This is a genomic window from Bradyrhizobium sp. BR13661, from assembly GCF_029892425.1.
GTDB lineage: Bacteria > Pseudomonadota > Alphaproteobacteria > Rhizobiales > Xanthobacteraceae > Bradyrhizobium.
The window spans coordinates 276,958-300,100 of the sequence record NZ_JARXWB010000008.1; the positions used below are offsets into that span (position 1 = coordinate 276,958).

The window sequence follows — 23,143 nt, forward strand, 5'->3', positions numbered from 1 at the left end:
ACCCCACCGGTGCGCTCTAGCGCCCTCCTCGCCTGCCCTGTAGAATCCTCCCCGGGGCGGCCTGGGGGATCGATGCGTCTGACGTTGAATGTGAAGACTGTCCTGATCGCCGTCGCGGTGCTCGCGGCGTCGTTTTTCATCAGCCTGAAGGCGATGGACTGGCTCGCGCCGCGCGCGACCAACTCCGCGCCGCCGATCGCGCCACTGCCGCCATTGCCGCCGGTCTCCAAGAACTCGATCGTGGTGGCCCCCGTCGCGATTGCGCTGTCGGCGATCCGGGAGCAGGCCGAGAAGGCTGCACCGCGGAATTTCGCCGGCAAGGCCGAGAACCCGATCTCGCAGATCCTGCAGGACGCCGATATCGGCTGGACCGCGGCCCGCGGACCGATGTCGGCGACCGGCGACAAGGACGTGCTGACGATCTCGACGCCGATCACCGGCAAGCTGAACGTGACCGGATCGCTGTCGGCGAAAGCCACCGGCGCGCTCGGCGATGCGCTGGGCAGCGTGCTCGGCGGCGACGCGGCGAAGCGGATCGGCGCAGTCAACATCAAGAACCTGAACGCCAGCGCCGAGATCAGGGGCAACGTGATCGTCACCTCGCGCCCGAAGCTCGCGGCCGCCTGGCATCTCGAGCCCAATCTCGGCGCGCAGGTCAATCTCGGCGACACCAACCTCAACGTCGCCGGCGCCAAGGTCAACGTGCCGGCGCAGGTGAAGCCGCTGATCGACAAGACGGTCGGCGAGCAGCTCAACGCCGTCGCCGAGCGCATCCGCAACGATCCCAGCCTGCGCGACAACGCGAAGGTGCAATGGGCGAAAGCCTGCCGCTCGATCCCGCTGCAGGGCACCGGCTCGTCGGCTGCGCTGCCACCGCTCTGGCTCGAGATGAAGCCAACCCGCGCCATCGCCGCGCAGCCGCGCGTCGACGCGCAGGCCGTGACGCTGCTGCTCGGTCTCGAGGCCGAGACGCGCGTAACCTCGACGCCGACCAAGCCGGACTGCCCGTTCCCCGACAAGATCTCGATCGTGCCGCCGACCGCCACCGGTGTGAGCATCGGCGTGCCGATCGACGTGCCCTTCACCGAGATCAACAAGTTGATCGCGGCGCAAATGGTCGGCCACACCTATCCCGAGGACGGCTCCGGTCCCGTCGCAATCACCGTGAAGAGCGTCGACGTGATCCCGTCAGGCGAACGGCTGTTGATCTCGCTTTTGGTGCGCGCCAAGGAGAAGAAGAGCTGGCTCGGATTAGGGGCCGAGGCGACCGTGCACATCTGGGGCCGGCCGATGCTCGACCAGGCGCAGCAGACGCTGCGGCTCGCCGACATCCAGCTTGCGGTGGAATCCGAGGCGGCCTTCGGCCTGCTCGGCGCGGCCGCCCGCGCGGTGGTGCCGCAGATGCAGCAGGCGCTGGTGCAGAAGGCGACGCTCGACCTGAAGCCGATCGCCGCCAATGCGCGCGAGAAGATCGCAGCCGTCATCGCCGACTTCCAGAAGAGCGAGGACGGCCTCAAGGTCGACGCCGTCATCAGCAGCCTGACGCTGGCCGACATCGCCTTCGATGCCAAGACGCTGCGCGTGGTCGCGGAAGCCGGCGGCACGCTGAATGTCTACGTGACCAAGCTGTCGGGGATGTAGCGCGTCTTCGTCGCTTGCACCGCTGGCATTCTCATCGGAGGATGCTAAGCTATCTCGCAACCTCGGATGAGGTCCTGACAGCACTGGTGCTGATAACGCGAGGATAACATGGACGCCGGCATGGTTACATCTGCGCCGGCACTGGTGCGATTTTCCGGCATTCAGAAGACCTATGATGGCGAGCATCTCGTGGTGAAGAACCTCGATCTCGAGATCAAGAAGGGCGAGTTCGTCACCCTGCTCGGCCCGTCGGGCTCGGGCAAGACGACCACGCTGATGATGCTGGCGGGCTTCGAGGTTCCGACCCAGGGCGAGATTTACCTCGCGGACCGCCCGATCAAGAACATGCCGCCGCACAAGCGCGACATCGGCATGGTGTTCCAGAACTATGCGCTGTTTCCGCACCTGACGATCGAGGAGAACGTCGCGTTCCCGCTGTCCGTTCGCAAGACCGGCAAGGCGGAGACGCAGGAGCGCGTCAAGGCGGCGCTGCGCATGATCAAGATGGAAACCATGGCGCAGCGGCGCCCCGGGCAATTGTCCGGCGGTCAGCAGCAGCGCGTGGCGCTGGCGCGCGCGCTGGTCTTCAATCCTCAGCTCGTGCTGATGGACGAGCCGCTCGGCGCGCTGGACAAGCGCCTGCGCGAGCAGATGCAGCTGGAGATCAAGCAACTGCACGAGACCATGGGCATCACCGTCGTCTACGTCACCCACGACCAGAGCGAAGCGCTCACCATGTCGGACCGCATCGCCGTGTTCAACGACGGCATCGTGCAGCAGATCGACAGGCCCGACGCGCTGTACGAGCATCCGGTCAACAGCTTCGTCGCCAATTTCGTCGGCGAGAACAATGTGCTTTCAGGCACCGTCGAGACATCCGACAAGGATTATTGCCGCGTTGCGCTGGCGGCCGGCGGCACCGTGATGGCCCGTGCGGTCAACGTGTCAGGCGCGGGCGCAGCGACCTCGCTGTCGGTGCGCCCCGAACGGATCGCCATTGTCCCCGACGGCGCCTCCAGTGACGGCCCGAACCGCCTGCCGGCAAGAGTGCAAAACACCATCTATCTGGGCGACCACGCGCTGGCCGTGCTCGATGTCGCAGGGAATGCCGAGTTCATGGTCAAGCTTCAGCCGGGCGCGCATGACAGCCTGAGCCCTGGTGAAAATGTCTTCATCACCTTCCGTCCCGAGGACTGCCTCGCGCTCGACCCCGTTTGATTGATCGATCAACCTCATCGCAACTCACCTGAAGAAGGAACAACGACCATGCTGAAGCGCAAGATTGCTCTGGGTTTCGTCGCGGCGTTTACCGCCAGCGCCGCGCTGGTGACAGCAGCGCAGGCGCGTGACCTCACCGTCGTGTCGTGGGGCGGCGCTTATCAGGATGCGCAGAAGAAGGTCTATTTCGAGCCGTTCAAGAAGGCATCGGGCGTTCCCATGAACGACGAGTCCTGGGATGGCGGCGTCGGCGTGCTGCGCGCCAAGGTGCAGGGCGGCGCGGCCACCTGGGACGTCGTCCAGGTCGAGAGCGACGAGCTCGCGGTCGGTTGCGAGGAAGGCCTGTACGAGAAGCTGGACTATTCCAAGATCGGCGGCGAGGCCGCCTACATCCAGCCGTCGGTCAATCCCTGCGGCGTCGGCGCCATCCTCTATGATTTCGTGCTCGGCTACGACAAGGACAAGCTGAAGGACGCGCCCAAGGGCTGGGCCGACTTCTTCGACACCAAGAAGATCCCCGGCAAGCGCGCCTTGCGTCAAGGTCCGAAGACGACGCTGGAGATCGCACTCATGGCTGACGGCGTCGCGCCGAAGGACGTCTACAAGGTGCTGGCGACCGACGAGGGCGTCGATCGCGCCTTCAAGAAGCTCGACACCATCAAGGGCGACCTCGTCTGGTGGAAGGCCGGCGCCCAGCCGCCGCAATTGCTCGCCTCCGGCGAAGTGGCGATGACCTCGGTCTACAATGGCCGCATCGACACCGCGAACAAGAACGACAAGAAGAACTTTGGCATGGTGTGGGACGGCGCGCTGTTCACGCTCGACAGCTGGGTCATTCTGAAGGGCAGCCCGAACAAGGACGCCGCCTACAAGTTCCTGGACTTCGCCGGCAAGGCGGAGAACCAGTCGAAGCTGTCGGAGAACATTGCCTACGGCACCTCGAACAAGGACGCCGCCGCCCTGATCCAGCCGGCCGTCCTGAAGGACCTGCCGACCGCGCCTGACAACATCAAGAACGCGGTCGAGATCAATGTGGCCTTCTGGCTCGAGAACATCGACAAGCTGACCGAGCGCTTCAACAAGTGGGCCGCGAAGTAGCGCGCGGTCGTAGGCGTGCGGCGCGGGCGGGGCGGATAGCTTGCCCGCGGCGCATCCTTCGAGACGCCCGCCTGCGGCGGGCCCTCAGGATGAGGTCTGAGTCTGTGGTAGCGACTTCACAAGCACCAATGTCGATGAGCCTCATCCTGAAGAGACCGCGAAGCGGTCGTCTCGAAGGACGAGGCGCGCGCTCAGGCCTCTCCAAAAGGCTCTGCCCATGACAGCAGCCTCCCTGACCGACGCCGATGCCAGGACCAACGTGCCGCTCAAGCGCCGCCTGAAGCGGGCGGAGCGCGCGCGCCAGATCAAGGCATTCGCGCTTGTCGGGCCGCTGCTGCTGTTTTTGCTGTTCACTTTCGCCGGGCCCATCGCCGGCATGCTGTGGCACGCGGTCGATGACCATGAGGTGCGCCAGGTCCTGCCGCAAACGGTCGCTGCTCTCGCCAGCTGGGACGGCAAGGATCTGCCGGGCGAAAACGCCTATGCAGCACTGGCAAGCGACATCCAGGCGGCGCGCGCTGCCGGCACCATTGCCATCGCGGCCAAGCGGCTCAATTACGCGCAGAACGGCTTTCGCACGATCCTGACCAGCACCGCGCGCAATCTCAAGACGACGCCGGAGCCCGGCACGGCAAAGGAAGCATTGAGCAAGATCAACCCGGCCTGGCGGGAGCGCGCAACCTGGACGACGATCAAGGATGCCAGCGGACCGGTCACCAGCTTCTACCTTCTGGGGGCGCTCGACCTTGTCAGAAACGCGGACGGCGCCATCGTCGCGGCCTCACCGGATCAAGCCATCTACCGCGATGTTTTCGCCCGCACCTTCCTCATCAGCCTCGGCGTCACCGTGCTCTGCCTGATCCTCGGCTTTCCCGTCGCCTATCTGCTGGCCGCGCTGCCGCCGGGCCGGTCGAACCTCCTGATGATCTTCGTGCTGCTGCCGTTCTGGACCTCGCTTCTGGTCCGCACCTGCGCCTGGATCGTGCTGTTGCAGAGCAATGGCGTCGTCAACGACAGCCTGCACTGGCTCGGCATCATCGATCAGCCGTTGCGCCTGATCTACAACCGCTTCGGCGTCTGCGTGGCCATGACCCACGTGCTGCTGCCGTTCATGATCCTGCCGCTCTACAGCAGCATGAAGGCGATCTCGCCGGCTTACATGCGCGCCGCCGCCTCGCTCGGCGCACCACCCCTCACCGCTTTCTTGAGGATCTATTTGCCGCAAACGCTGCCCGGCATCGGCGCCGGCAGCCTGCTCGTCTTCATCCTGGCGCTCGGCTACTACATCACGCCGGCCCTCGTCGGCGGCGCCGCCGACCAGATGATCAGCTATTTCATCGCGCTCTACACCACCGAGACGGCCAATTGGGGCCTTGCGTCGGCGCTGGGCGCGGTGCTGCTGCTGGCAACCGTTCTGCTCGCGCTCGTCTACGGCAAGCTGGTGCAGGGCCAGCATGTCACGGGAGGGATGAAGAATTGAGCAACGCTCCCTCCTTGCGCACACCGAGCCAACGCATCGCGTGGATCGCGACCATCATCATCTCGACGCTGGTGTTCATCTTCCTGATCGCGCCGATCCTGGCGATCATGCCGCTGTCGTTCAGCTCGGGCTCCTACCTCACCTATCCGCTGCCCGGCCTCTCCTTGCGCTGGTATGACGACTTCATCAACTCGCCCCGCTGGATGAACTCGCTGAAGAACAGCATGATCATCGGCGTCGCCTCGACACTGCTGTCGATGGTGCTTGGCACGCTCGCCGCGCTGGGACTCGCGCAGTGGAAGAGCCGGTTCAAGCCGCTGGTGCTGGCTTTCGTGCTGTCGCCGGTCGTCGTGCCCGGCGTCATCACCGCGGTCGGTCTCTATTTCTTCTTCGCGCCGATTGGCCTCACCGGCAGCTATCTCGGCCTGATCCTGGCTCACACCGCGCTGGCGACACCCTTTGTCGTCATCACCGTTGGCGCGACGCTGCAAAGCTTCGATACCAATCTCGCCCGCGCCGCCGCCTCGCTCGGCGCCTCGCCGATCGAAGCGTTCCGCCGCGTGATCCTGCCGCTGATCCTGCCGGGCCTCGCATCCGGTGCGCTGTTCGCCTTCGCCACCAGCTTCGACGAGGTCGTGATCGTGCTGTTCATGGCAGGTCCCGAGCAGCGCACTCTGCCGCGCGAAATGTTCAGCGGCATCCGCGAGAATATCAGCCCGACCATCACGGCAGCCGCGGTGATCCTGACCACGGTCTCGGTCATCCTCCTCGCGACGCTGGAAGGCCTGCGTCGGCGCAACGAACGGCTTAAGGGCGGGGGCGCGTAAACGGCCGCCATTGTCATTCCGGGGCGCGCCCACTTGGGCGCGAGCCCGGAATCCATTCATCAACCGTCGCTGCGGCACAATGGGTTCTCAGATGCGCAATTGCGCACCATAGCTCGCGCTACGTGCGCCCCAGAATGACGCAGCCCCCTACTTATTTCTCATCCCACGTCACACATCCCTGCCTTTGCTCCCGAGGCGGTTTGTCGCTAGAACGGTCCCCGCAACAAACCCCAAACAACAACGCTGAGGGAGAAAATATGCAAAAACTCATCGCCGCTGTCGCGGCCAGCTTCGCCATTGCCGCGACCTGCGGCACGGCGCAGGCGCAGATTTCCGACAACGTCGTCAAGCTCGGCGTGCTCACGGACATGTCGAGCCTCTACGCCGACGCGACCGGCAAGGGCTCGCTCGCCGCGGTCGAGATGGCCGTCGCCGATTACGGCGGCAAGGTCGCCGGCGTGCCGATCCAGGTCGTGTCCGCCGACCACCAGAACAAGCCCGACGTCGGCGTCAACATCGCCCGCAACTGGTACGACAACGAGAAGGTGGATGCGATCCTCGACGTGCCGACCTCATCGGTCGCGCTGCCGATCTCGGCGCTGACGCGCGAGAAGAACAAGATCAACCTCAATTCCGGCGGCGGCTCCTCCGACATCACCGGCCCGGCCTGCTCGCCCAACACGGTGCACTGGACCTACGACACCTACGCGCTGTCGAACGTCGCCGGCAAGGCGATGGTCAAGCGCGGCGAGGACACTTGGTACTTCCTGACCGCCGACTATGCTTTTGGCATGGCGCTCGAGCGCGACGCCGCCAACGTCGTCAAGGAGAGCGGCGGCAAGGTGCTCGGCGACGTCCGCCATCCCCTGAACTCCTCGGACTTCTCGTCCTTCCTGCTCCAGGCCCAGGCTTCCAAGGCCAAGGTGGTCGCGCTGGCCAACGCCGGCGGCGACACCACCAACGCGCTGAAGCAGGCCGCCGAGTTCGGCATCATGCAGGGCGGCCAGAAGATGATCGCGCTGCTGCTGGAGATCACCGACGTTCATTCGCTCGGCATCAAGGCGACGCAAGGCTTGATCGTCACCGATGCGTTCTACTGGGACACGAACGACGAGACCCGCGCCTTCTCCAAGCGCTTCAACGACAAGGTCGGCCACATGCCGACCATGATCCAGGCTGGCCTCTATTCAGCAACCATGCACTATCTGAAGGCGATCGAGGCCATCAAGACCGACGAAGCGCCCAAGGTGATGGAGCAGATGCGCGCCACGCCGGTGAACGACTTCTTCGCCAAGAACGGCAAGATTCGCATCGACGGCCGGATGGTCCACGATATGAATCTGTACGAGGTGAAGAAGCCGGAAGAATCCAAGGGCGAGTGGGACCTCTACAAGCTGCTCGCCACCGTGCCCGGCGACGAAGCCTTCCGCCCGCTCGACAAGGGCGGCTGCCCGCTGGTGAAGTCGAACTGAGTCTCTTCTCCCTCTCCGCCGCGCCCTGCCAATTCCTCATCCTGAGGAGCTTGCGAAGCAAGCGTCTCGAAGGATGAAGGCCCGGCTCGTGGCCTCGCCCTTCGAGACGCGCGCAAGAAGCGCGCTCCTCAGGGTGAGGGTCAACATCTCGCAGTGACGGCGGAAGAAAAAGACACGACAACGCGCCCGGTGAAAACCGGGCGCGCTTCGTTTCGGCATTCACGCGACCTGGATTACTCCGAGTATTTGAACTCGGGCATGTTCTTCAGCTGGTCCTTGGTCGCGTTGAACACGGCGTGATCCGGATACCATTTCGACGACGAACTGGTCGTCGTGGTTGTCGTCTTGTCGGCGCCCGTTGCCGCGCCGGTCGTCGTCGTAGTGGCGGCAGGCTTGGCGTTCGGATTCGCGCCCGTCCCGGTGTAGGCCACCGCCTCGTTGACGAACTTCAGCTTCTCATAGGGTACGGCGACGAGATGCTCGCCCATGCCGAGGAAGCCGCCGACGCCGATCACCGCGATTTTCACGGTGCCGCTCTTGTCCATCAGCAGATCGTTGATCGAGCCAATGTTCTCGTTGGCCTCGTTGTAGACCTTCACGCCCGCCATCTTCGAAGCGCGCCATTCGCCCGATGCGCTGGTGGTTGTCGTCGTCGCGACGGGCGTCTTGTCGGTGGTGGCAGTCGGATTTTGCGCAAACGCAACGGTCGCAAGCAAAGCGGTGCCGGCAAGGCCGGCGGCGATCGATTTCATCAACATTGTTGTCCTCTCCTTCAGCAGAAAACTTGTACGAAGAGAACATTCACGACCACGCGCGGTTCCTCGCGTGCGGCAATTTCGTCACGCCAATGCGGCGCTACGTTGCGAGGAGTTCCTGTTCGGGAATGTGCGGGATGCACGGTTCCCCGCCGACGATCGCGCGCCCTGGGTCAAGCACGTATCGCGGCGGGGAACGCGCCGACCTGGCGTCGCGCAGGTCAGCTCTTGTAGTCGATCAAGAGTGCGGAAAAATCCGAACTGCTCGAGGTGCTGCCATTGGCACCGTAGGACGAGCCCGACGACTGTGACTGCTGCAGCGCCTGGAGAAACTGCTCGAGGATCTTGGCCGTGCTGCTGTCGGTCGAGCTGCTGCTCGTCGCATCCGTCGACGACGTCGACGAATCCGAAGAGCCGCCATCCGACGGCGGCGGACCGGGAGGCGGGCCGCCGGCACCGTGAGCGCCACTGGCCCCCTTGGCGAAGGCCGACTGAAACACGCCCTTCAGTTCGTCGGCCTGGCTCGACGTCAGCGTCCCGTTCGAGACCTCGTTCGAAATGAGATCGTCGATCTTGGATTTCAGGCCATCCCTGGACGGCTTGGTGCCGCTGGACTGATCGCCGGACTTGCTCTGCTGGAGCGCCGTGTCGATGTCTTGCAAGGCAGTCGTGAGAGCGGACTGATCCGACGACGAGATCGTGCCGTCGGAGACTTCCGATTGCAATTCCTGCTGCAGCCGCTGGAGCGGCGACTGGTGATGACTGGCGGAGGCCGGCGAAATCGAGGTCATGAGTGCACCGTGGTTTTTGCGGGGTTTCGTACATTCCTGCGCCAAGGTATGGTTAACGGGCTTAACCAGACCTTGCCGAACGACGACCCAGTCGTTGCCGGGTGTTGCGGAAATGCAGTCGGAAACAAACGGAAACAAAAATCTTCGCCTTTTGGCCCGAATCTTGGACAAACAAAGCTCATGGCCAATCCTTCTCCCAACATCCTGGTCGTCGAGGACGACCGCGAAACCCGGACGTTGATTGCGAAGTATCTGCGCAACAACTCCTGCAACGTGACCGCTGTGAGCGACGGGCGCGAGATGTCGCGCGCCATGGCCGACCACCGCGTTGATCTCATCATCCTTGACGTCATGCTGCCCGGCGAAGACGGTCTCAGCCTGTGCCGCAAGGTGCGGTCCGAGGCGCAGACGCCGATCATCATGCTGACCGCGCGCGGCGAGGATATCGACCGCATCGTTGGTCTGGAGATGGGCGCAGACGATTATCTGCCGAAACCGTTCAACCCGCGCGAGCTGCTCGCCCGCATCAACGCAGTGCTGCGGCGTCAGGCCTCCGCGCAGGCCGCGAGCTCGATCGAAGGCGCCTCCACGCTGGCTTTCGAGGGCTGGCGCATCGATCTGCGGCTGCGCGAGCTGCGCAACCCCGAAGGCGCCCGCGTCGCGGTGACCAGCGCCGAGTTCGACCTGCTCCGGACGTTCTGCGAGCGCCCCGGCCGCGTGCTCTCGCGCGACAGCCTGCTCGACCTCACGCAGGGCCGCAACACCGGCTCGTTCGAGCGTTCCATCGACGTGCTGGTCAGCCGCATCCGCCGCAAGATCGAGCCCAATCCGGCCGATCCCACCATCATCAAGACGGTGCGCTCCGGCGGTTACCTGTTTACGCCCAGAACGGAAGCGGTTACGACGCCCCTGAGCAACTGACGGGGCTTTGAGACGATGCGGCCGTTCGGGTTCTTTCACCTCAAGGGCATCGGCGGGCAGATCGCCGCGCTGGTGCTGGCGTCGACGGTCACGCTGCATCTCGTCGTCACCACCGCCTTCCTGATCAGCCGGCCCGACCGCCCGGACACGCCGCCTGATGGCGCGCATCAGCTGACCGATGCGGCGCTGCTGCTCGGCTCGGCCAGTCCGGACGAGCGGCCGCGCCTCATCGCAGATCTCGCACGCGCCTTCCCGAAGCTCAACATCGAGATGTCGGCGCCCGGCACGACCGTGGTCGAGGACAACGAGAGCCGGCATCTGCGCGGGCTGCGCCGCCATCTCGGCCGCGGCTACAAGGTGGTGCTGCTCGCGCCCGAAGGCGACGCCCATCGCATCGGCGTGGAATTGCCCGACGGCGCCGTGATCGCGGGCCATGTCGAGAGCGGCCAGAGCCCCTGGTTCTGGGGCGCGCCGTGGCTGATCACGTTGATGACCGCGTTCATCTGCATCAGCGTGCTCGGCCTGTGGGCGGCGCGTGCGCTGGCAACGCCGCTCTCCGCGTTTGCCGAGGCGGCCGAGAATTTCAGCCTGGACGGCGAGGCAGATCCGCTGCCTGAGCGCGGCCCGGAGGAGATCCGCTCCGTGGCGCGCGCGCTCAACCGCATGCATGAGCGGATCGCGCTGCTGATGTCGGATCGCACCCGCATGCTGGCTGCGATCAGCCACGACCTGCGCACCCCGATCACGCGGCTGCGCCTGCGCGCCGAGTTCATCGAGGACGAGGGCAACCGCAAGCGCATGCTGATCGACCTCGACCAGATGCGCTCGATGCTGGAAAGCGTGCTGTCGCTGTTGCGCAACGACCGCAAGATCGAGGCGGTGACGCTGGTGGATATCGCCAGCACGCTGCAGCTCATCGCCGACCAGTTCGGCGACATGGGCCACGTCGTGCACTACGAAGGCCCCGCCTCCGCAACCGCAGCCGCGCGTCCCGATGATCTGCATCGCGGCGTCACCAACCTCGTCGAGAACGCAGTGCGTTTCGGCGCCGAGGTGACGATCCGCCTCGATGTCGAAGGCACCAGGCTCCTCATCGACGTCGAGGATGACGGCCCCGGCATTTCGGACGCGCGCAAGCAGGAGATGCTGGAGCCGTTCGTGCGCGGCGACGATGCGCGCACCATGGACGACTCCACCGGCTTCGGCCTCGGCCTGTCGATCGCGCGCGCGATCGCGATCGCCCATGGCGGCGAGCTGTCGCTGCACGACCGCCAGCCGCACGGGCTGATCGTTCGGATGCAATTGCCGATGTGGCAACAGCCGCGGCTGGCAGCTTGAGCCGGCGTCTCAGGCCGCAAGCGGCATCGCCGGCTTCTCAAAGATCGCGATCGCCTCGAAGCGATAATCGCAGGCGTGGCAGGTCCAGAGATAGGACACCCGCCCCTCGCCCGGCTCGATCCAGTCGGGCTGCGCGATCGGCGCGCCGCACTGGGCACACGGGTTCTGCGTGGGCAGATATTGTCTGGAAATGTCGCCGCTGTGGGTGTTGACCATGGTTGTTCTTGTCATGGTACCTCTCCCGATTCGCGAGACCGCTTCATACGCGTCTTCGCGCCTTCGCGCGACCAGACAGGCTTGCTGTCGCGCCTCGTCCGCCCTGAGGGAACCTCTGCGCCAGCATTGAGTCATAACAGCGGCTCTGCGCCGCAAAATCGTCAACGGCGGCGTTTGGTCACATCATCGCCGCGTTCGGCAGGCCTAAGGGCAACCGGGCAAGGACCTCTGGGATATCTGATGAAAATCTTACGCATCGCCGCGCTGCTCGCGGCCGGACTGATGTCGTCGCAGGCAGCAGTCGCAGGCCAGGCCGAATACGCCGAGATGGTCGCGATGCATGCGCGCGCCAACGGCGTGCCGGAGGCGCTGGTGCATCGCGTCATCATGCGCGAGAGCCGCTATCAGCCGGGCCTTGTCGGCCATGGCGGCACCATTGGCCTGATGCAGATCAAGCTCGCGACCGCGCGCGGCCTCGGCTACACCGGCGATGCGAGCGGCCTGCGCGATCCCAACACCAATCTCACCTACGCCGTGAAGTACCTCGCCGGCGCCTATCACGCCGCCAATGGCGACCACGACCGGGCCGTGCGTTATTTCGCGGGCGGCTATTACTACGTTGCAAAGCAGCAGCGCCAGCAGGCCATTCAGCAGGCGAGCTTCGAGCCTCAGCTCGAGCCGAACGGCAATCCGCAGCCGATGTTCGGCGCGCCGCAGCACAAGAAGCTCGCCCAGCATATCCGCAATGCGCGGGCGCAGGCCCTGAAGTAGCTTCTCGTGTCCCGGACGCGCTGCAACGCGCAGCGTTGCTGCGCAGAGCCGGGACCCAGCAGTCTCAGCAAAAATGGGCCCCGGCTCTGCGACGCATCACGCCGCAAGGGCGGCGCGCTGCATCGCGTCCGGGGCACACACGGTGGGGTTCCAGCCAAACGCGTTGACCACCCTGCCCCACTAGCCTACATTAGAGCCGTTCCGAGGGGTGCTCCGAGGAGGAGCTGAGATACCGCTAAATGGGCAAGCCTGCACTTCAGCAAGCTGGCCCAGGACCGCGGTGACCCTTTGAACCTGATCCGGGTCATGCCGGCGAAGGGACAGGGATGTTGCAGACGACCAAGCGACCGGATTCACCGGTATCCATCATCGGCGCAGGCATTGCCGGAGCCTGGCAGGCGCTGTTGTTCGCGCAGGCCGGCCACGCCGTGACCTTACACGAGCGCAGTGACGCAGGGATGACCGACGCCACCAGCCATTGGGCCGGCGGCATGCTCGCGCCTTATTGCGAGGCCGAGGTCGCCGAGCCCATCATCAGCCGCTTGGGCCTGCGCTCGCTCGACATCTGGCGGCGCGAATTGCCCGATACCCCCTTCAACGGCTCGCTGGTAGTCGCCCATCCGCGCGAGCGCAACGATTTCGAGCGCTTTGCGCGGATGACCGAGGGCCATCGCCGGCTCGATGCCGCAGCCCTCGCCGAGCTCGAACCCTCGCTCGAAGGCCGCTTCCGCGACGCGCTGTTTTTCCCGACCGAGGGCCATGTCGAGCCGCGCCGCGTGCTGCCGAAGCTGCACGAACGCATCCGCGCCGCCGGCGGCACCATCAAGTTCGGCAGCGACGTCACCGCCCAGGATCTCGCAAACCTTAATCCTAAAAGCCTCGTCATCGACTGCCGCGGCCTCGGTGCGCGCGACGAACAGCCGGAGCTGCGCGGCGTCAAGGGCGAGATGATTTTGATCGAGACCAGCGAGGTGCAGCTGTCGCGCCCCGTCCGGTTGATCCATCCGCGCTGGCCGCTCTACGTGATCCCGCGCGAGGACAATCTGTTCATGCTGGGCGCAACCTCGATCGAGGCCGAGGACACCGGCGTCAGCGTGCGTTCAGCGTTGGAGCTGCTCGGCGCGGCCTATACCGTGCATCCGGCCTTTGGCGAGGCCCACATCGTCGAATTCGGCTCGGGCCTTCGCCCGGCCTATCCCGACAATCTGCCGCGCATCGGCGTGCGCGACGGCAAGATCAGCGTCAACGGGCTCTACCGCCACGGCTTCCTGATCGCCCCCGCACTCGCTGAGCTGACGCTCAATTTCGTCGAGCGCGGCCAGATCGACAACGAGGTGATGCAATGCGCGTGACCGTCAACGGCGAGCAACGTGAAATCAATTCAGCCAGCGTCGATGCGCTGCTCGCCGAGCTCGACTACGAGGGCACGCATTTCGCCATCGCGCTCAATTACGACGTCGTGCCGAAGAGCCGCTGGGCTGAAACGGCGTTGAAGGCCGGCGACGAGATCGAGATCATCACGCCGCGGCAGGGAGGCTGAAACCATGGTGACCTTCTACGGCAAGACCTTCGCCTCGCGCCTGCTGATCGGCAGCGCGCTCTATCCCTCGCCCGCGATCATGCAGGACGCGATCCGCGCCTCCGGCTCCAACATCGTCACGGTCTCACTCCGGCGCGAATCCGCCGGCGGCAAGACGGGTGACGCCTTCTGGAAGCTGATCCGCGAGCTCGACGTCACGGTGCTGCCGAACACTGCCGGCTGCCGCACGGTGCGCGAGGCCGTGACGACCGCAAAACTCGCGCGCGAATTGTTCGCGACCTCCTGGATCAAGCTGGAAGTCATCGCCGACAACGACACGCTGCAGCCCGATGTCGTCGGCCTCGTCGAAGCCGCTGCCATCCTGATCAAGGATGGCTTTGAAGTGTTCCCCTATTGCACCGAGGATCTCTCGGTCGCCAACCGCCTGGTCGACGCGGGCTGCAAGGTCGTGATGCCGTGGGCCGCCCCCATCGGCAGCGCGAAGGGCATCATCAACCGCGATGCGCTCAAGCTGTTGCGCGAGCGGCTGCCCGACATCACGCTGGTGGTCGATGCCGGGATCGGCGCGCCCAGCCACGCGACTGAGGCGCTCGAGCTCGGCTATGACGCCGTGCTGCTCAACACCGCGATCGCCAAGGCCGCCGATCCCGTGGCGATGGCCAAAGCCTTCCGCCTCGGTATCGAGGCCGGCCGCACCGCATATGAAGCCGGGCTGATGAACGCCCGCGACTTCGCTTCCCCTTCCACCCCTGTCGTTGGGACTCCGTTCTGGCATGCCGTATCCTGATCGCAACGCGTATCCTGATCGATTTTATCCCGTCGTCGACAGCCTCGCCTGGGTCGAGCGCCTGACGAAACTCGGCGTCGGCACGATCCAGCTGCGCGCGAAAGAGCTGAACGACGCCGATGCATTGCAGATCGTCACCGATGCGCTGGCCATCACCAAAGGCACGCAAGCCAAGCTGGTCGTGAACGACTATTGGCGCGCGGCGATCGTCGCCGGCGCGAAATATCTGCATCTCGGTCAGGAGGATCTCGCCGACGCCGACCTCAAGGCGATCCGCGAGGCCGGCCTGTCGCTCGGCGTCTCCACGCATGACGACGCGGAGCTTGAGACGGCGCTTAAAGCGCAGCCCGATTACGTCGCGCTCGGCCCGATCTTCTTCACCACCCTCAAATCGATGCGCTTCGCCCCGCAGGGCATTCCGAAAATCACGGAATGGAAGAAGCGTATCGGCAGCATTCCGCTGGTTGCGATCGGCGGCATCAAGTTCGAGCACGCCGCGGAGATCTTTGCCGCGGGCGCCGATTCCATCGCGGTCGTCAGTGATGTCACCCAAAATGCCGACCCGGATGCACGGGTCAAACAATGGCTTGGCGCCCCCGCCAAAGCCGCCTGAACCAGAAATACAACGGAGGATCCCATGAACATTCGCTCCAACCCCGACAAAACCGTCCCCGCCGTCACCACCGGCCCGCTTCCCTCCTCGCGCAAAATCTTTGCATCGCCCGACGCCGCGCCCGATCTGCGCGTGCCGTTGCGCGAGATCATCCTCTCCGAAGGCGCCGGCGAGCCGAACCTGCCGGTGTACGACACCTCGGGCCCCTACACCGATCCGTCCGTGACCATCGACGTCAACGCCGGCCTTGCCCGCAACCGCAAGCAGTGGGTGCTGGAGCGCGGCGGCGTCGAGGAATATCAGGGCCGGCAGATCAAGCCGGAGGACAATGGCAGCGTCTCCGCCGACAAGGCCGCGCGTGCCTTCAGCGCCTATCACCAGCCGCTGCGCGGCCTCGACGGCCACAAGATCACCCAACTCGAATTCGCCCGCGCCGGCATCATCACCAAGGAAATGATCTACGTCGCCGCGCGCGAGAATCTGGGCCGCAAGCAGCAGCTCGAGCGCGCGGAAGCAGCCCTTGCCGACGGCGAAAGCTTTGGCGCCGAAGTCCCCGCCTTCATCACGCCGGAGTTCGTCCGCAGCGAGATCGCGCGCGGCCGCGCCATCATCCCCTCCAACATCAACCACAGTGAACTCGAGCCGATGATCATCGGCCGCAACTTCCTGACCAAGATCAACGCCAATATCGGCAACTCGGCGGTGACGTCGTCGGTCGAGGAAGAGGTCGAGAAGATGGTGTGGGCGATCCGCTGGGGCGCCGACACCGTGATGGACCTCTCGACGGGCCGCAACATCCACACCACCCGCGAGTGGATTTTGCGCAACGCGCCGGTGCCGATCGGCACCGTTCCGATCTACCAGGCGCTGGAGAAGTGCGACGGCGATCCGGTCAAGCTCACCTGGGAGCTCTACAAGGACACGCTGATCGAGCAGTGCGAGCAGGGTGTCGACTACTTCACGATCCACGCCGGCGTGCGCCTGCAATACATCCACCTCACCGCCAGCCGCGTCACCGGCATTGTTTCTCGTGGCGGCTCGATCATGGCGAAGTGGTGCCTGGCGCATCACAAGGAGAGCTTCCTCTACACCCATTTCGACGAGATCTGCGACCTCATGCGTAAGTATGACGTCTCGTTCTCGCTCGGCGACGGCCTGCGTCCGGGCTCGATCGCCGACGCCAACGACCGCGCGCAGTTTGCGGAGCTGGAGACGCTCGGCGAGCTGACAAAAATCGCGTGGGACAAGGGCTGCCAGGTCATGATCGAAGGCCCCGGCCACGTGCCGATGCACAAGATCAAGATCAACATGGACAAGCAGCTCAAGGAGTGCGGCGAAGCGCCGTTCTACACGCTCGGACCGCTGACGACGGACATCGCGCCGGGCTATGACCACATCACCTCAGGGATAGGTGCGGCCATGATCGGCTGGTTCGGCTGCGCCATGCTCTGCTACGTCACCCCGAAGGAGCATCTCGGGCTACCCGACCGCAACGACGTCAAGACCGGCGTCATCACCTACAAGATCGCGGCGCATGCGAGCGATCTCGCCAAGGGTCACCCAGCCGCGCAACTGCGCGACGACGCGCTGTCCCGTGCCCGTTTCGACTTCCGCTGGAGCGACCAGTTCAACCTCGGCCTCGATCCGGACACCGCAAAAAACTTCCATGACGAGACCCTGCCGAAAGAAGCCCACAAGGTCGCGCATTTCTGCTCGATGTGCGGGCCAAAGTTCTGCTCGATGAAGATCACCCAGGACGTCCGCGACTATGCCGCGACGCTGAACGATCCGAACTCGATCGGCATGTCGATGGCCGGCACGGCCGAAGACGGCATGGCCAAGATGAGCGCGAAGTTCAAGGAGATGGGGAGCAGCGTTTATCTGGATGCGGAGAAGGTGAAGGAAAGCAATAAGGTGTTGTGAAGCTATAGCTCGCACCCATCAAACGACAGGCCGGGCGCCGAAGCGACCGGCCTTTTCTATTTGCGGCATACGGCAATCGCTTGATATGCGAGCGCGAAATCGTCATTCGCTTCCTTCTTTTACATGGTGGTTGCACTTCGCTAACCAACCTGTGAAGCCTCTGCACCTCTTGGTTGCTGGTTAATTTGATGTCGATATAAGGTAGAAAGCAGACATGTGAGGCAAACGGAACCGCACCTTTGAAGTACAGATTGCACCATCTGATATTTTTCTTCCTGCTCGCTCGGGCGTCAGGAGCACTGGCGCAGGAGCAGCCGCGCGAGGTTGCCCGGCCGATCGCGCCTGCGGAAGTCGTGCTCTACATCCAGTCAGACCTGAAACGCACGGACTTCGTTCGACCGTTGGTTTGCGCGCTTCGGCGCGTGCTCACCGCCCCCGTCTCTGTGCAAGCTCTAGACTTTCCGCTCGGATCCGAATTGCTCGCAACGCCCACGCAATTCGAGGTCACCAAAGTGGCAGACCGGTTCATCCGGCGAACGGAAAACGAAGGAAATACGCCTTCATTCAAGCACCTTCTTATTCCGTTCGATATGAAGGTCGAGGCTTGGAACTGGCGCTATGCATTTTCTACATACTTTGGCGACGAAACAACGTCCTACCACGTCGGCGTCGTCTCTACCGCGCGGATCGTTGCCGGCAATTGGTGGCTGCAATCCCCTTGGGACCGCCAGATAACAGCGACGCGCGCTTACAAGCTGATTCTGAAATCGATCGCACAGACAGCAGGACATCGCGGCACGGGCGCCTGCATTCTCGCAACTTCTCTCAGCCTCGAGGAGTTGGATCGAAAATCATCCGAGTTTTGCCCGGATGATCGCGCCGCACTTGTTGCTGCCGGCATCCTCAAGGAGAAAGAAGAGCAGAACGACCCCGACTGCATGACCGTCGCAGGGCGATTGCTTGTGCCAATGCTCGTGACAGCACGCAGGACGCTGGACGATTGGTGGGCTAGGCTGCATTAACCTACCCTGCGCAGCTCAACTCAACGCCGCCAATTCCCGCGCGAGATTGTCGCGGGCGCGCCGATCGTATTTCGCGGCGAAGCCGGCGTCGGGATAGATGACCGGGCGGGCTGCGAACCGGCGCAGCACCGCGGCGCGGCCGGCGCGAAAATCGGCATCGCTGACATGGATGAACTCCTGCCGGATGGCCGCAGCATAGGCGTCATATCGGGCTGGCTCGGCACCCAAAATGCTGAGGTCGATCGAGATCAGGATGGCGCCGAGACGGTCATCCGCCGCGAGGTCGTGCGTCTTCGTCAGCCGGATCAGGCGGCCGACCTCGCTGCTGATATCGGCGCGCACATGTCGTTCAGCCAGTTGGGCGCTGAGCTCCTCATTGTCCGGTCGGGATGGAACATAGACGACGTCATGCCACCAGATCGCTTCCGACAGAATGTCACGCTCGTGCGCCGAGAGACCATCCACCCCTGCAAGCAATCCGAGGCAATCCTCGATATGCGCGAGGTTGTGGTAGTGTCGACCAGGTGCCGCATAGGCGGCGGATAGTTCCTCGCGGTTCATCATTAAAGTATAGGACGCGACGGATGGAAGTGATAGCGAGCGTAGCCTGGATGACTGACGTGCCCAACGCTTCCCTCCACCGCCTCCCCGACCAGCTCCGCGAAAACCTCCGCCTCGTCTTCGTCGGCACCGCTGCCTCGACGCGATCGGCCGAGCTTGGGCATTATTACGCCCATCCCCGCAACCGCTTCTGGCGCGCGCTGCATGAGGCCGGCATCACGCCGCGGCGCTATCAGCCGGGCGAGTTCGCGGCCCTGATCGATCTCGGGATCGGCTTCACTGATCTCTCCAAGTCGGGCGCGGGGATGGATCACCAGATCGCGCGTGAGGCGATCGACGTTCCGGGGTTCAGGGCGAAGATGGAAAAATATCGGCCGCGGACGATTGCGTTCACGAGCAAGAAGGCGGCGAGTTTGTTTTACGGCAAGCCGTCGAGCGGGATTTCGCTGGGGCGGCAGACGCGTGATGCGGGCTTGCCGGAGATTTTTGTGTTGCCTTCACCGTCGGGTGCTGCGTCAGGACATTGGATGATCGAGCCGTGGCGGGAACTGGCGACGTGGATTGCGGCGGAGGTGGGTTAGCGATAGCTCGTCATGCTCATCCGTCGTCCTGGCGAAAGCCAGGACCCATTACCCCAACGCAAAATTTGGCGAAGACTCGTGGCCTGGTACTGCGACTGTTCGCAATCGATAGATTCCGCGGTATGGGTCCTGGCTTTCGCCAGGACGACACCGTGAATTTGGCTAAGGTGGACTAACCCAACTCCGCCGCATCCGAACGTAAGCTAGCTTGTCGGAATCCGCCCTCATCGTTCGTCCTCTGCACACCGCCCCAAACCACCCCGGAGCCCCCACATGCCCCCCACCATCACCGCCTTCGCAAACTCGCCCGACCGCGGCCGGGGACAGGCGCGCGACATGCGGGTTCGCTGGGCACTTGAGGAAGTCGGGCAGCCCTACAACGTTCGCCTGGTGTCGTTCGAGGAGATGAAGCAGCCGGGGCATCTTGCGTTGCATCCGTTCGCGCAGATCCCGACCTATGAGGACGGCGATGTCACGATGTTCGAGACCGGCGCGATCGTGCTCCATATCGCCGAGCATCATGCCGGGCTGCTGCCCAGCGAGGCGAGCGCCAGGGCGCGCGGCATCGCGTGGATGTTTGCCGCGCTCAACACCGTCGAGCCGCCGATCGTCGAGCTCGGCATGGCGACGCTGCTGGAACGCGACGAGAGCTGGTATGAGGAGCGGCTGCCGATCCTGCGGGATCGCGCCTCAATCAGGCTCGACGAATTATCCCGCCACCTCGGCGGCGCCGACTGGCTCGACGGCGCCTTCAGCGCCGGCGATCTCCTGATGGTGACGGTGCTGCGCAGGCTGAATGCATCACGCATCCTCGAGGATTATCCGACCCTCGCGTCCTACGTCGCCCGCGGCGAAGCCCGTCCAGCCTTCCGCCGCGCATTCGATGCGCAGCTCGCGGTGTTCACGGCGGCGTCGGGCTAGGCGCAGTGTCGTAGGGTGGATTAGCCGAAGGCGTAATCCACCAACGTCGTCCGGCATACCTGGAAGCATGGTGGGTTACGCCTTCGGCTAACCCACCCTACGAGACCCTCATCCCCTCACCCCGCATACGCCTTGTCCAGATCCGCAATCACGATCTTGCGCATCGCCATCATCGCCTGCATGACGCGGTTCGCCTTCACCCGGTCGGCATCGCCGAGATAGCGGCCGAGTGCCGTCGGCACCACCTGCCAGGACAGGCCGAACTTGTCCTTGAGCCAGCCGCAACGGGATTCCGCGCCGCCGTCGGCGGTGAGGCGGTTCCAGAAGTAGTCGACCTCCGCTTGCGTCTCGACGCTGATGAAGAACGACACCGCCTCGTTGAAGCGATGCTGCGGCCCGCCGTTGAGCGCGTGGAAGCGCTGGCCCTCGAGCTCGAACACCGCCATGAAGTCGCTGACCATCTCGACCTTGGCGTTGGGGAACACTGATTTGTAGAAGGCAACGGCCTCGGGAACGTTGTTGTCGAACCAGAGAAACGGCGTGATTGAAGTCATATGCGGCTATCCTTTTGTCTCGGACCGGACACGCGGCTGCAAGCCGCAATCCCGAGGACGAGGCAAGGCCCGTCGTTCCGACAGCGGCATGGGAATTTTTCGCCCCCCTCCCCGGTCCACCAAACGGTCTAACCGCCCCTCATCCAATCGATGGACATCGCCCGGCGACTATTGCAAGCGCATCACGACGGCGGTACGACTTTGGGTGGAAGACCTTTGAGGTGAAACAGCCGGACCTCAACCGGCGCACTTGTCGAGGAAACCGCCGTCATGAGCGACGATCTTTCCGGTGTCTGGGACGGCACTTACATCCAACCTGGCACGGGAATGGTCACGTTCACGGCGACCCTGGTCGAGACCGGCGGCGCGCTCGCGGGCCACGTCACCGAACCCTGCTCCAATCCGCATTGCCCGCTGCGGACCCACAACGCCTCGATCACGGGTCATCGCGCAGGCCACGCCGTGTCCTTCGTCAAGCGCTACGAGCCGCCGGGCTACGGCTACGACACCGTCCATTACGACGGCATCATGAACGGGGAAGCGACCGAGATCGACGGGCGCTGGCGGCTGCCGGGCACATCGGGATCGTTCCTGATGATCCGCTCCGGCAAGCGCGCGAAGGCGGTCTCCACCGACAAACGGGCGAACGAACCAGCCCCATAGTTTTTTTAGGAGGTGCCGCGATGCTGACCCTCTATTCCTATCCGCAATTGTTCGGCGTCGCCGACAACAACGGCTACGGGCTCAAGGTCTACGCTTTCCTGAAATTGTCAGGCGTCCCATTCGTGCACGAGCACGTCTTCGATGCCTCCGCCGCACCGCGCGGGCAGCTGCCTTATATCGTCGACGATGGCGAGACCATCGGCGACAGCGAGACCATCATCGCGCATGCGATCACGAAATATCGCCTCGCCATCGATGCTGCGCTGTCGCCTGCGCAGCGCCGCACCCATCACCTCGTCACGCGCATGCTTGATGATCTCTACTGGGTGATGAGCTATTCGCGCTGGAAGGACGAGCGCTACTATCCCGCGTTCCGCGACGGCTTCATCGCACAGCATCCGCAGATCGACGCTGCGGGCTTCGAGAAGGCGAAGGCCTACAATGCCCAGCGCTATCATTTCCAGGGCATCGGCCGCTACACACCGGAGCAGGCTTACGCGCGGGGACTTGCCGACTTGCAGGTGCTGGCCGAGATCGTGCCCGCGAGCGGTTTCGTTGATGGCGAACGGCCGACCAGCGTAGATGCCGGCATCTACGGCTTTATCGCCAATATCCACTACTTCCCGATCCCGACGCCGCTGAAGGCGTTCGTCGAGGCACACAAAAACCTCGTCGCGCATTGCGAGCGGGTTCATGCGATGGTGAGCGGGTAGTCCGAGGTCTCGTAGGGTGGGTTACGACTTCGGCTAACCCACCCTACGCACCATCTTCTACCGCATCGTGATCGCAAGCCCGCTCAGATCCGCATTCGCCATCAGGCCGGTCTGATAGCCCGACAGTTCCAGCACCGCGCCCTTCTGGTTGCTCAGCACGATGGCGCGAGCGCCGCGGCCGACGGCGAGGCCGGCACCCGCGGCGCCATAGACGCCGGCGACGTCGGAGGGCCTGAAGATGTTGGAGACGCGGCCGCGCAGCACGGTCTTGGAGCCGCCGAAGACGAGGCCGTAATCGAGTCCGCCGGTCGAGAGCGCATAGGAGCGGCCGCGGAAATTCAGAACGCCCGAGCCGCCGGAGCCGCCGATGATCCAGCCCGCCTTGTAGATCGTCAGCACCACGGTGCCGCCGTCGGCCTGCGCCGCGGTCGAAAGGCCGCCGAGCGCGGCAATGGCGACGAGCGCGGCACGCAAGGTGGAAGCAATCTTCATGGGGCGTCTCCGGGAGCTATTTTCTGGGAAGGAAAAGCGAATCAGACGCCGCAATTTATCCGATCGATCACGGCGGCAACATGATGGGAGTGGGAGCGTTTTGCGCGACCTGAGCGCGCGCCTCGTCCTTCGAGACAACCGCTTCGCGGTCTCCTCAGCGACTGTGTTCTTTGTCAAGCGGGTTGCCATGGTTTTTGGTCCCTGAGCATGGCGTTGAGGATGGTGAGAAGCTTGCGAGCAACGGC

25 protein-coding genes and 1 riboswitch are annotated in these 23,143 nt (G+C 64.1%); of the genes, 19 read left to right on the forward strand and 6 right to left on the reverse strand.

The annotated features are described in order from the left end of the window. Positions 1-72: 72 nt before the first annotated feature. The 6 genes from M2427_RS16425 (at position 73) to M2427_RS16450 (ending at position 7,736) form a co-directional block, all read left to right on the forward strand. A complete protein-coding gene (locus tag M2427_RS16425; RefSeq protein WP_280707458.1) occupies positions 73-1,641 on the forward strand; it encodes a DUF4403 family protein in 1,569 nt (522 codons plus the stop codon). Between the two features lie 108 nt (positions 1,642-1,749). Continuing rightward, the gene (locus M2427_RS16430) at positions 1,750-2,859 is read left to right on the forward strand and encodes an ABC transporter ATP-binding protein (protein ID WP_280707459.1); all 1,110 of its coding nucleotides are present in this window, start codon (positions 1,750-1,752) and stop codon (positions 2,857-2,859) included. Positions 2,860-2,907: 48 nt separating this feature from the next. Next, positions 2,908-3,957 carry an ABC transporter substrate-binding protein gene (locus M2427_RS16435; RefSeq protein WP_280707460.1) on the forward strand — a complete coding sequence of 350 codons (1,050 nt, stop codon included), beginning with the start codon at positions 2,908-2,910 and terminating at the stop codon, positions 3,955-3,957. Between the two features lie 217 nt (positions 3,958-4,174). Then, positions 4,175-5,437 carry an ABC transporter permease gene (locus tag M2427_RS16440; protein WP_280707461.1) on the forward strand — a complete coding sequence of 421 codons (1,263 nt, stop codon included), beginning with the start codon at positions 4,175-4,177 and terminating at the stop codon, positions 5,435-5,437. Further along, positions 5,434-6,264, forward strand: coding sequence for an ABC transporter permease (locus M2427_RS16445; protein ID WP_280707462.1), 831 nt, complete (start codon positions 5,434-5,436; stop codon positions 6,262-6,264). The genes M2427_RS16440 and M2427_RS16445 overlap by 4 nt, the downstream gene beginning before the upstream one ends. Positions 6,265-6,521: 257 nt before the next feature. Next, positions 6,522-7,736: an ABC transporter substrate-binding protein gene (locus M2427_RS16450; RefSeq protein ID WP_280707463.1), complete on the forward strand. Its 1,215-nt coding sequence runs from the start codon at positions 6,522-6,524 to the stop codon at positions 7,734-7,736. Between the two features lie 233 nt (positions 7,737-7,969). Here the strand turns inward: M2427_RS16450 and M2427_RS16455 are convergent, their stop codons facing one another. Beyond that, positions 7,970-8,494: a PRC-barrel domain-containing protein gene (locus M2427_RS16455; protein WP_280707464.1), complete on the reverse strand. Its 525-nt coding sequence runs from the start codon at positions 8,492-8,494 to the stop codon at positions 7,970-7,972. A 218-nt stretch (positions 8,495-8,712) separates the two neighbouring features. After that, the gene (locus M2427_RS16460) at positions 8,713-9,282 is read right to left on the reverse strand and encodes a hypothetical protein (protein WP_280707465.1); all 570 of its coding nucleotides are present in this window, start codon (positions 9,280-9,282) and stop codon (positions 8,713-8,715) included. Positions 9,283-9,462: 180 nt separating this feature from the next. On the opposite strand from M2427_RS16460, the gene M2427_RS16465 reads away from it, so the two are divergent. Next, on the forward strand, positions 9,463-10,203 hold the full coding sequence (locus M2427_RS16465) for a response regulator (RefSeq protein ID WP_280707466.1): 741 nt from the start codon (positions 9,463-9,465) through the stop codon (positions 10,201-10,203). A 15-nt stretch (positions 10,204-10,218) separates the two neighbouring features. Beyond that, complete coding sequence (locus M2427_RS16470) at positions 10,219-11,541, forward strand: ATP-binding protein (protein ID WP_280707467.1); 1,323 nt, start codon at positions 10,219-10,221, stop codon at positions 11,539-11,541. Positions 11,542-11,550: 9 nt separating this feature from the next. Here M2427_RS16470 and M2427_RS16475 read toward each other — a convergent pair whose 3' ends face one another. Continuing rightward, complete coding sequence (locus M2427_RS16475; protein ID WP_280707468.1) at positions 11,551-11,772, reverse strand: hypothetical protein; 222 nt, start codon at positions 11,770-11,772, stop codon at positions 11,551-11,553. A 225-nt stretch (positions 11,773-11,997) separates the two neighbouring features. Between M2427_RS16475 and M2427_RS16480 the strand changes: the two genes are divergently transcribed. The 7 genes from M2427_RS16480 to M2427_RS16510 all read left to right on the forward strand — a co-directional run bounded on the left by M2427_RS16480 (position 11,998) and on the right by M2427_RS16510 (position 18,413). Further along, positions 11,998-12,528 carry a lytic transglycosylase domain-containing protein gene (locus M2427_RS16480; RefSeq protein WP_280707469.1) on the forward strand — a complete coding sequence of 177 codons (531 nt, stop codon included), beginning with the start codon at positions 11,998-12,000 and terminating at the stop codon, positions 12,526-12,528. A gap of 194 nt (positions 12,529-12,722) precedes the next feature. After that, positions 12,723-12,867: riboswitch (TPP riboswitch) on the forward strand. Next, complete coding sequence (locus tag M2427_RS16485; RefSeq protein ID WP_280707470.1) at positions 12,855-13,880, forward strand: FAD-dependent oxidoreductase; 1,026 nt, start codon at positions 12,855-12,857, stop codon at positions 13,878-13,880. Its footprint overlaps the riboswitch before it by 13 nt. Then, positions 13,871-14,068, forward strand: a complete 198-nt coding sequence (gene thiS / locus M2427_RS16490; protein ID WP_280707471.1) for a sulfur carrier protein ThiS — start codon at positions 13,871-13,873, stop codon at positions 14,066-14,068. Before M2427_RS16485 ends, thiS begins: the two co-directional genes overlap by 10 nt. Before the next feature lie 4 nt (positions 14,069-14,072). Next, positions 14,073-14,855 (forward strand): thiazole synthase, encoded by a 783-nt coding sequence (locus M2427_RS16495; RefSeq protein WP_280707472.1) that lies wholly within the window; start codon positions 14,073-14,075, stop codon positions 14,853-14,855. Next, a complete protein-coding gene (locus M2427_RS16500; protein WP_280707473.1) occupies positions 14,842-15,468 on the forward strand; it encodes a thiamine phosphate synthase in 627 nt (208 codons plus the stop codon). The genes M2427_RS16495 and M2427_RS16500 overlap by 14 nt, the downstream gene beginning before the upstream one ends. 24 nt (positions 15,469-15,492) lie before the next feature. Further along, on the forward strand, positions 15,493-17,391 hold the full coding sequence (gene thiC, locus M2427_RS16505) for a phosphomethylpyrimidine synthase ThiC (protein WP_280707474.1): 1,899 nt from the start codon (positions 15,493-15,495) through the stop codon (positions 17,389-17,391). A 239-nt stretch (positions 17,392-17,630) separates the two neighbouring features. After that, entirely contained in the window at positions 17,631-18,413 is a 783-nt protein-coding gene (locus M2427_RS16510; protein WP_280707475.1) for a hypothetical protein, read from the forward strand. A gap of 15 nt (positions 18,414-18,428) precedes the next feature. Here the strand turns inward: M2427_RS16510 and M2427_RS16515 are convergent, their stop codons facing one another. Then, positions 18,429-18,974: a phosphohydrolase gene (locus M2427_RS16515; RefSeq protein WP_280707489.1), complete on the reverse strand. Its 546-nt coding sequence runs from the start codon at positions 18,972-18,974 to the stop codon at positions 18,429-18,431. Between the two features lie 50 nt (positions 18,975-19,024). Between M2427_RS16515 and M2427_RS16520 the strand changes: the two genes are divergently transcribed. Both M2427_RS16520 and M2427_RS16525 read left to right on the forward strand, forming a co-directional pair. Continuing rightward, the gene (locus tag M2427_RS16520; protein ID WP_280707477.1) at positions 19,025-19,555 is read left to right on the forward strand and encodes a mismatch-specific DNA-glycosylase; all 531 of its coding nucleotides are present in this window, start codon (positions 19,025-19,027) and stop codon (positions 19,553-19,555) included. A gap of 273 nt (positions 19,556-19,828) precedes the next feature. After that, a complete protein-coding gene (locus M2427_RS16525; RefSeq protein ID WP_280707478.1) occupies positions 19,829-20,476 on the forward strand; it encodes a glutathione S-transferase family protein in 648 nt (215 codons plus the stop codon). Positions 20,477-20,592: 116 nt separating this feature from the next. Here M2427_RS16525 and M2427_RS16530 read toward each other — a convergent pair whose 3' ends face one another. Continuing rightward, positions 20,593-21,030, reverse strand: coding sequence for a VOC family protein (locus tag M2427_RS16530; protein ID WP_280707480.1), 438 nt, complete (start codon positions 21,028-21,030; stop codon positions 20,593-20,595). Between the two features lie 270 nt (positions 21,031-21,300). Here M2427_RS16530 and M2427_RS16535 point away from each other — a divergent pair, with 270 nt between their 5' ends. Continuing rightward, positions 21,301-21,693, forward strand: a complete 393-nt coding sequence (locus M2427_RS16535; protein WP_280707481.1) for a hypothetical protein — start codon at positions 21,301-21,303, stop codon at positions 21,691-21,693. Positions 21,694-21,713: 20 nt separating this feature from the next. Next, the gene (locus tag M2427_RS16540) at positions 21,714-22,406 is read left to right on the forward strand and encodes a glutathione S-transferase family protein (protein WP_280707482.1); all 693 of its coding nucleotides are present in this window, start codon (positions 21,714-21,716) and stop codon (positions 22,404-22,406) included. Between the two features lie 57 nt (positions 22,407-22,463). On the opposite strand, the gene M2427_RS16545 is transcribed toward M2427_RS16540, so the two are convergent. Then, on the reverse strand, positions 22,464-22,898 hold the full coding sequence (locus tag M2427_RS16545; RefSeq protein WP_280707483.1) for a hypothetical protein: 435 nt from the start codon (positions 22,896-22,898) through the stop codon (positions 22,464-22,466). Positions 22,899-23,143: the final 245 nt, after the last annotated feature.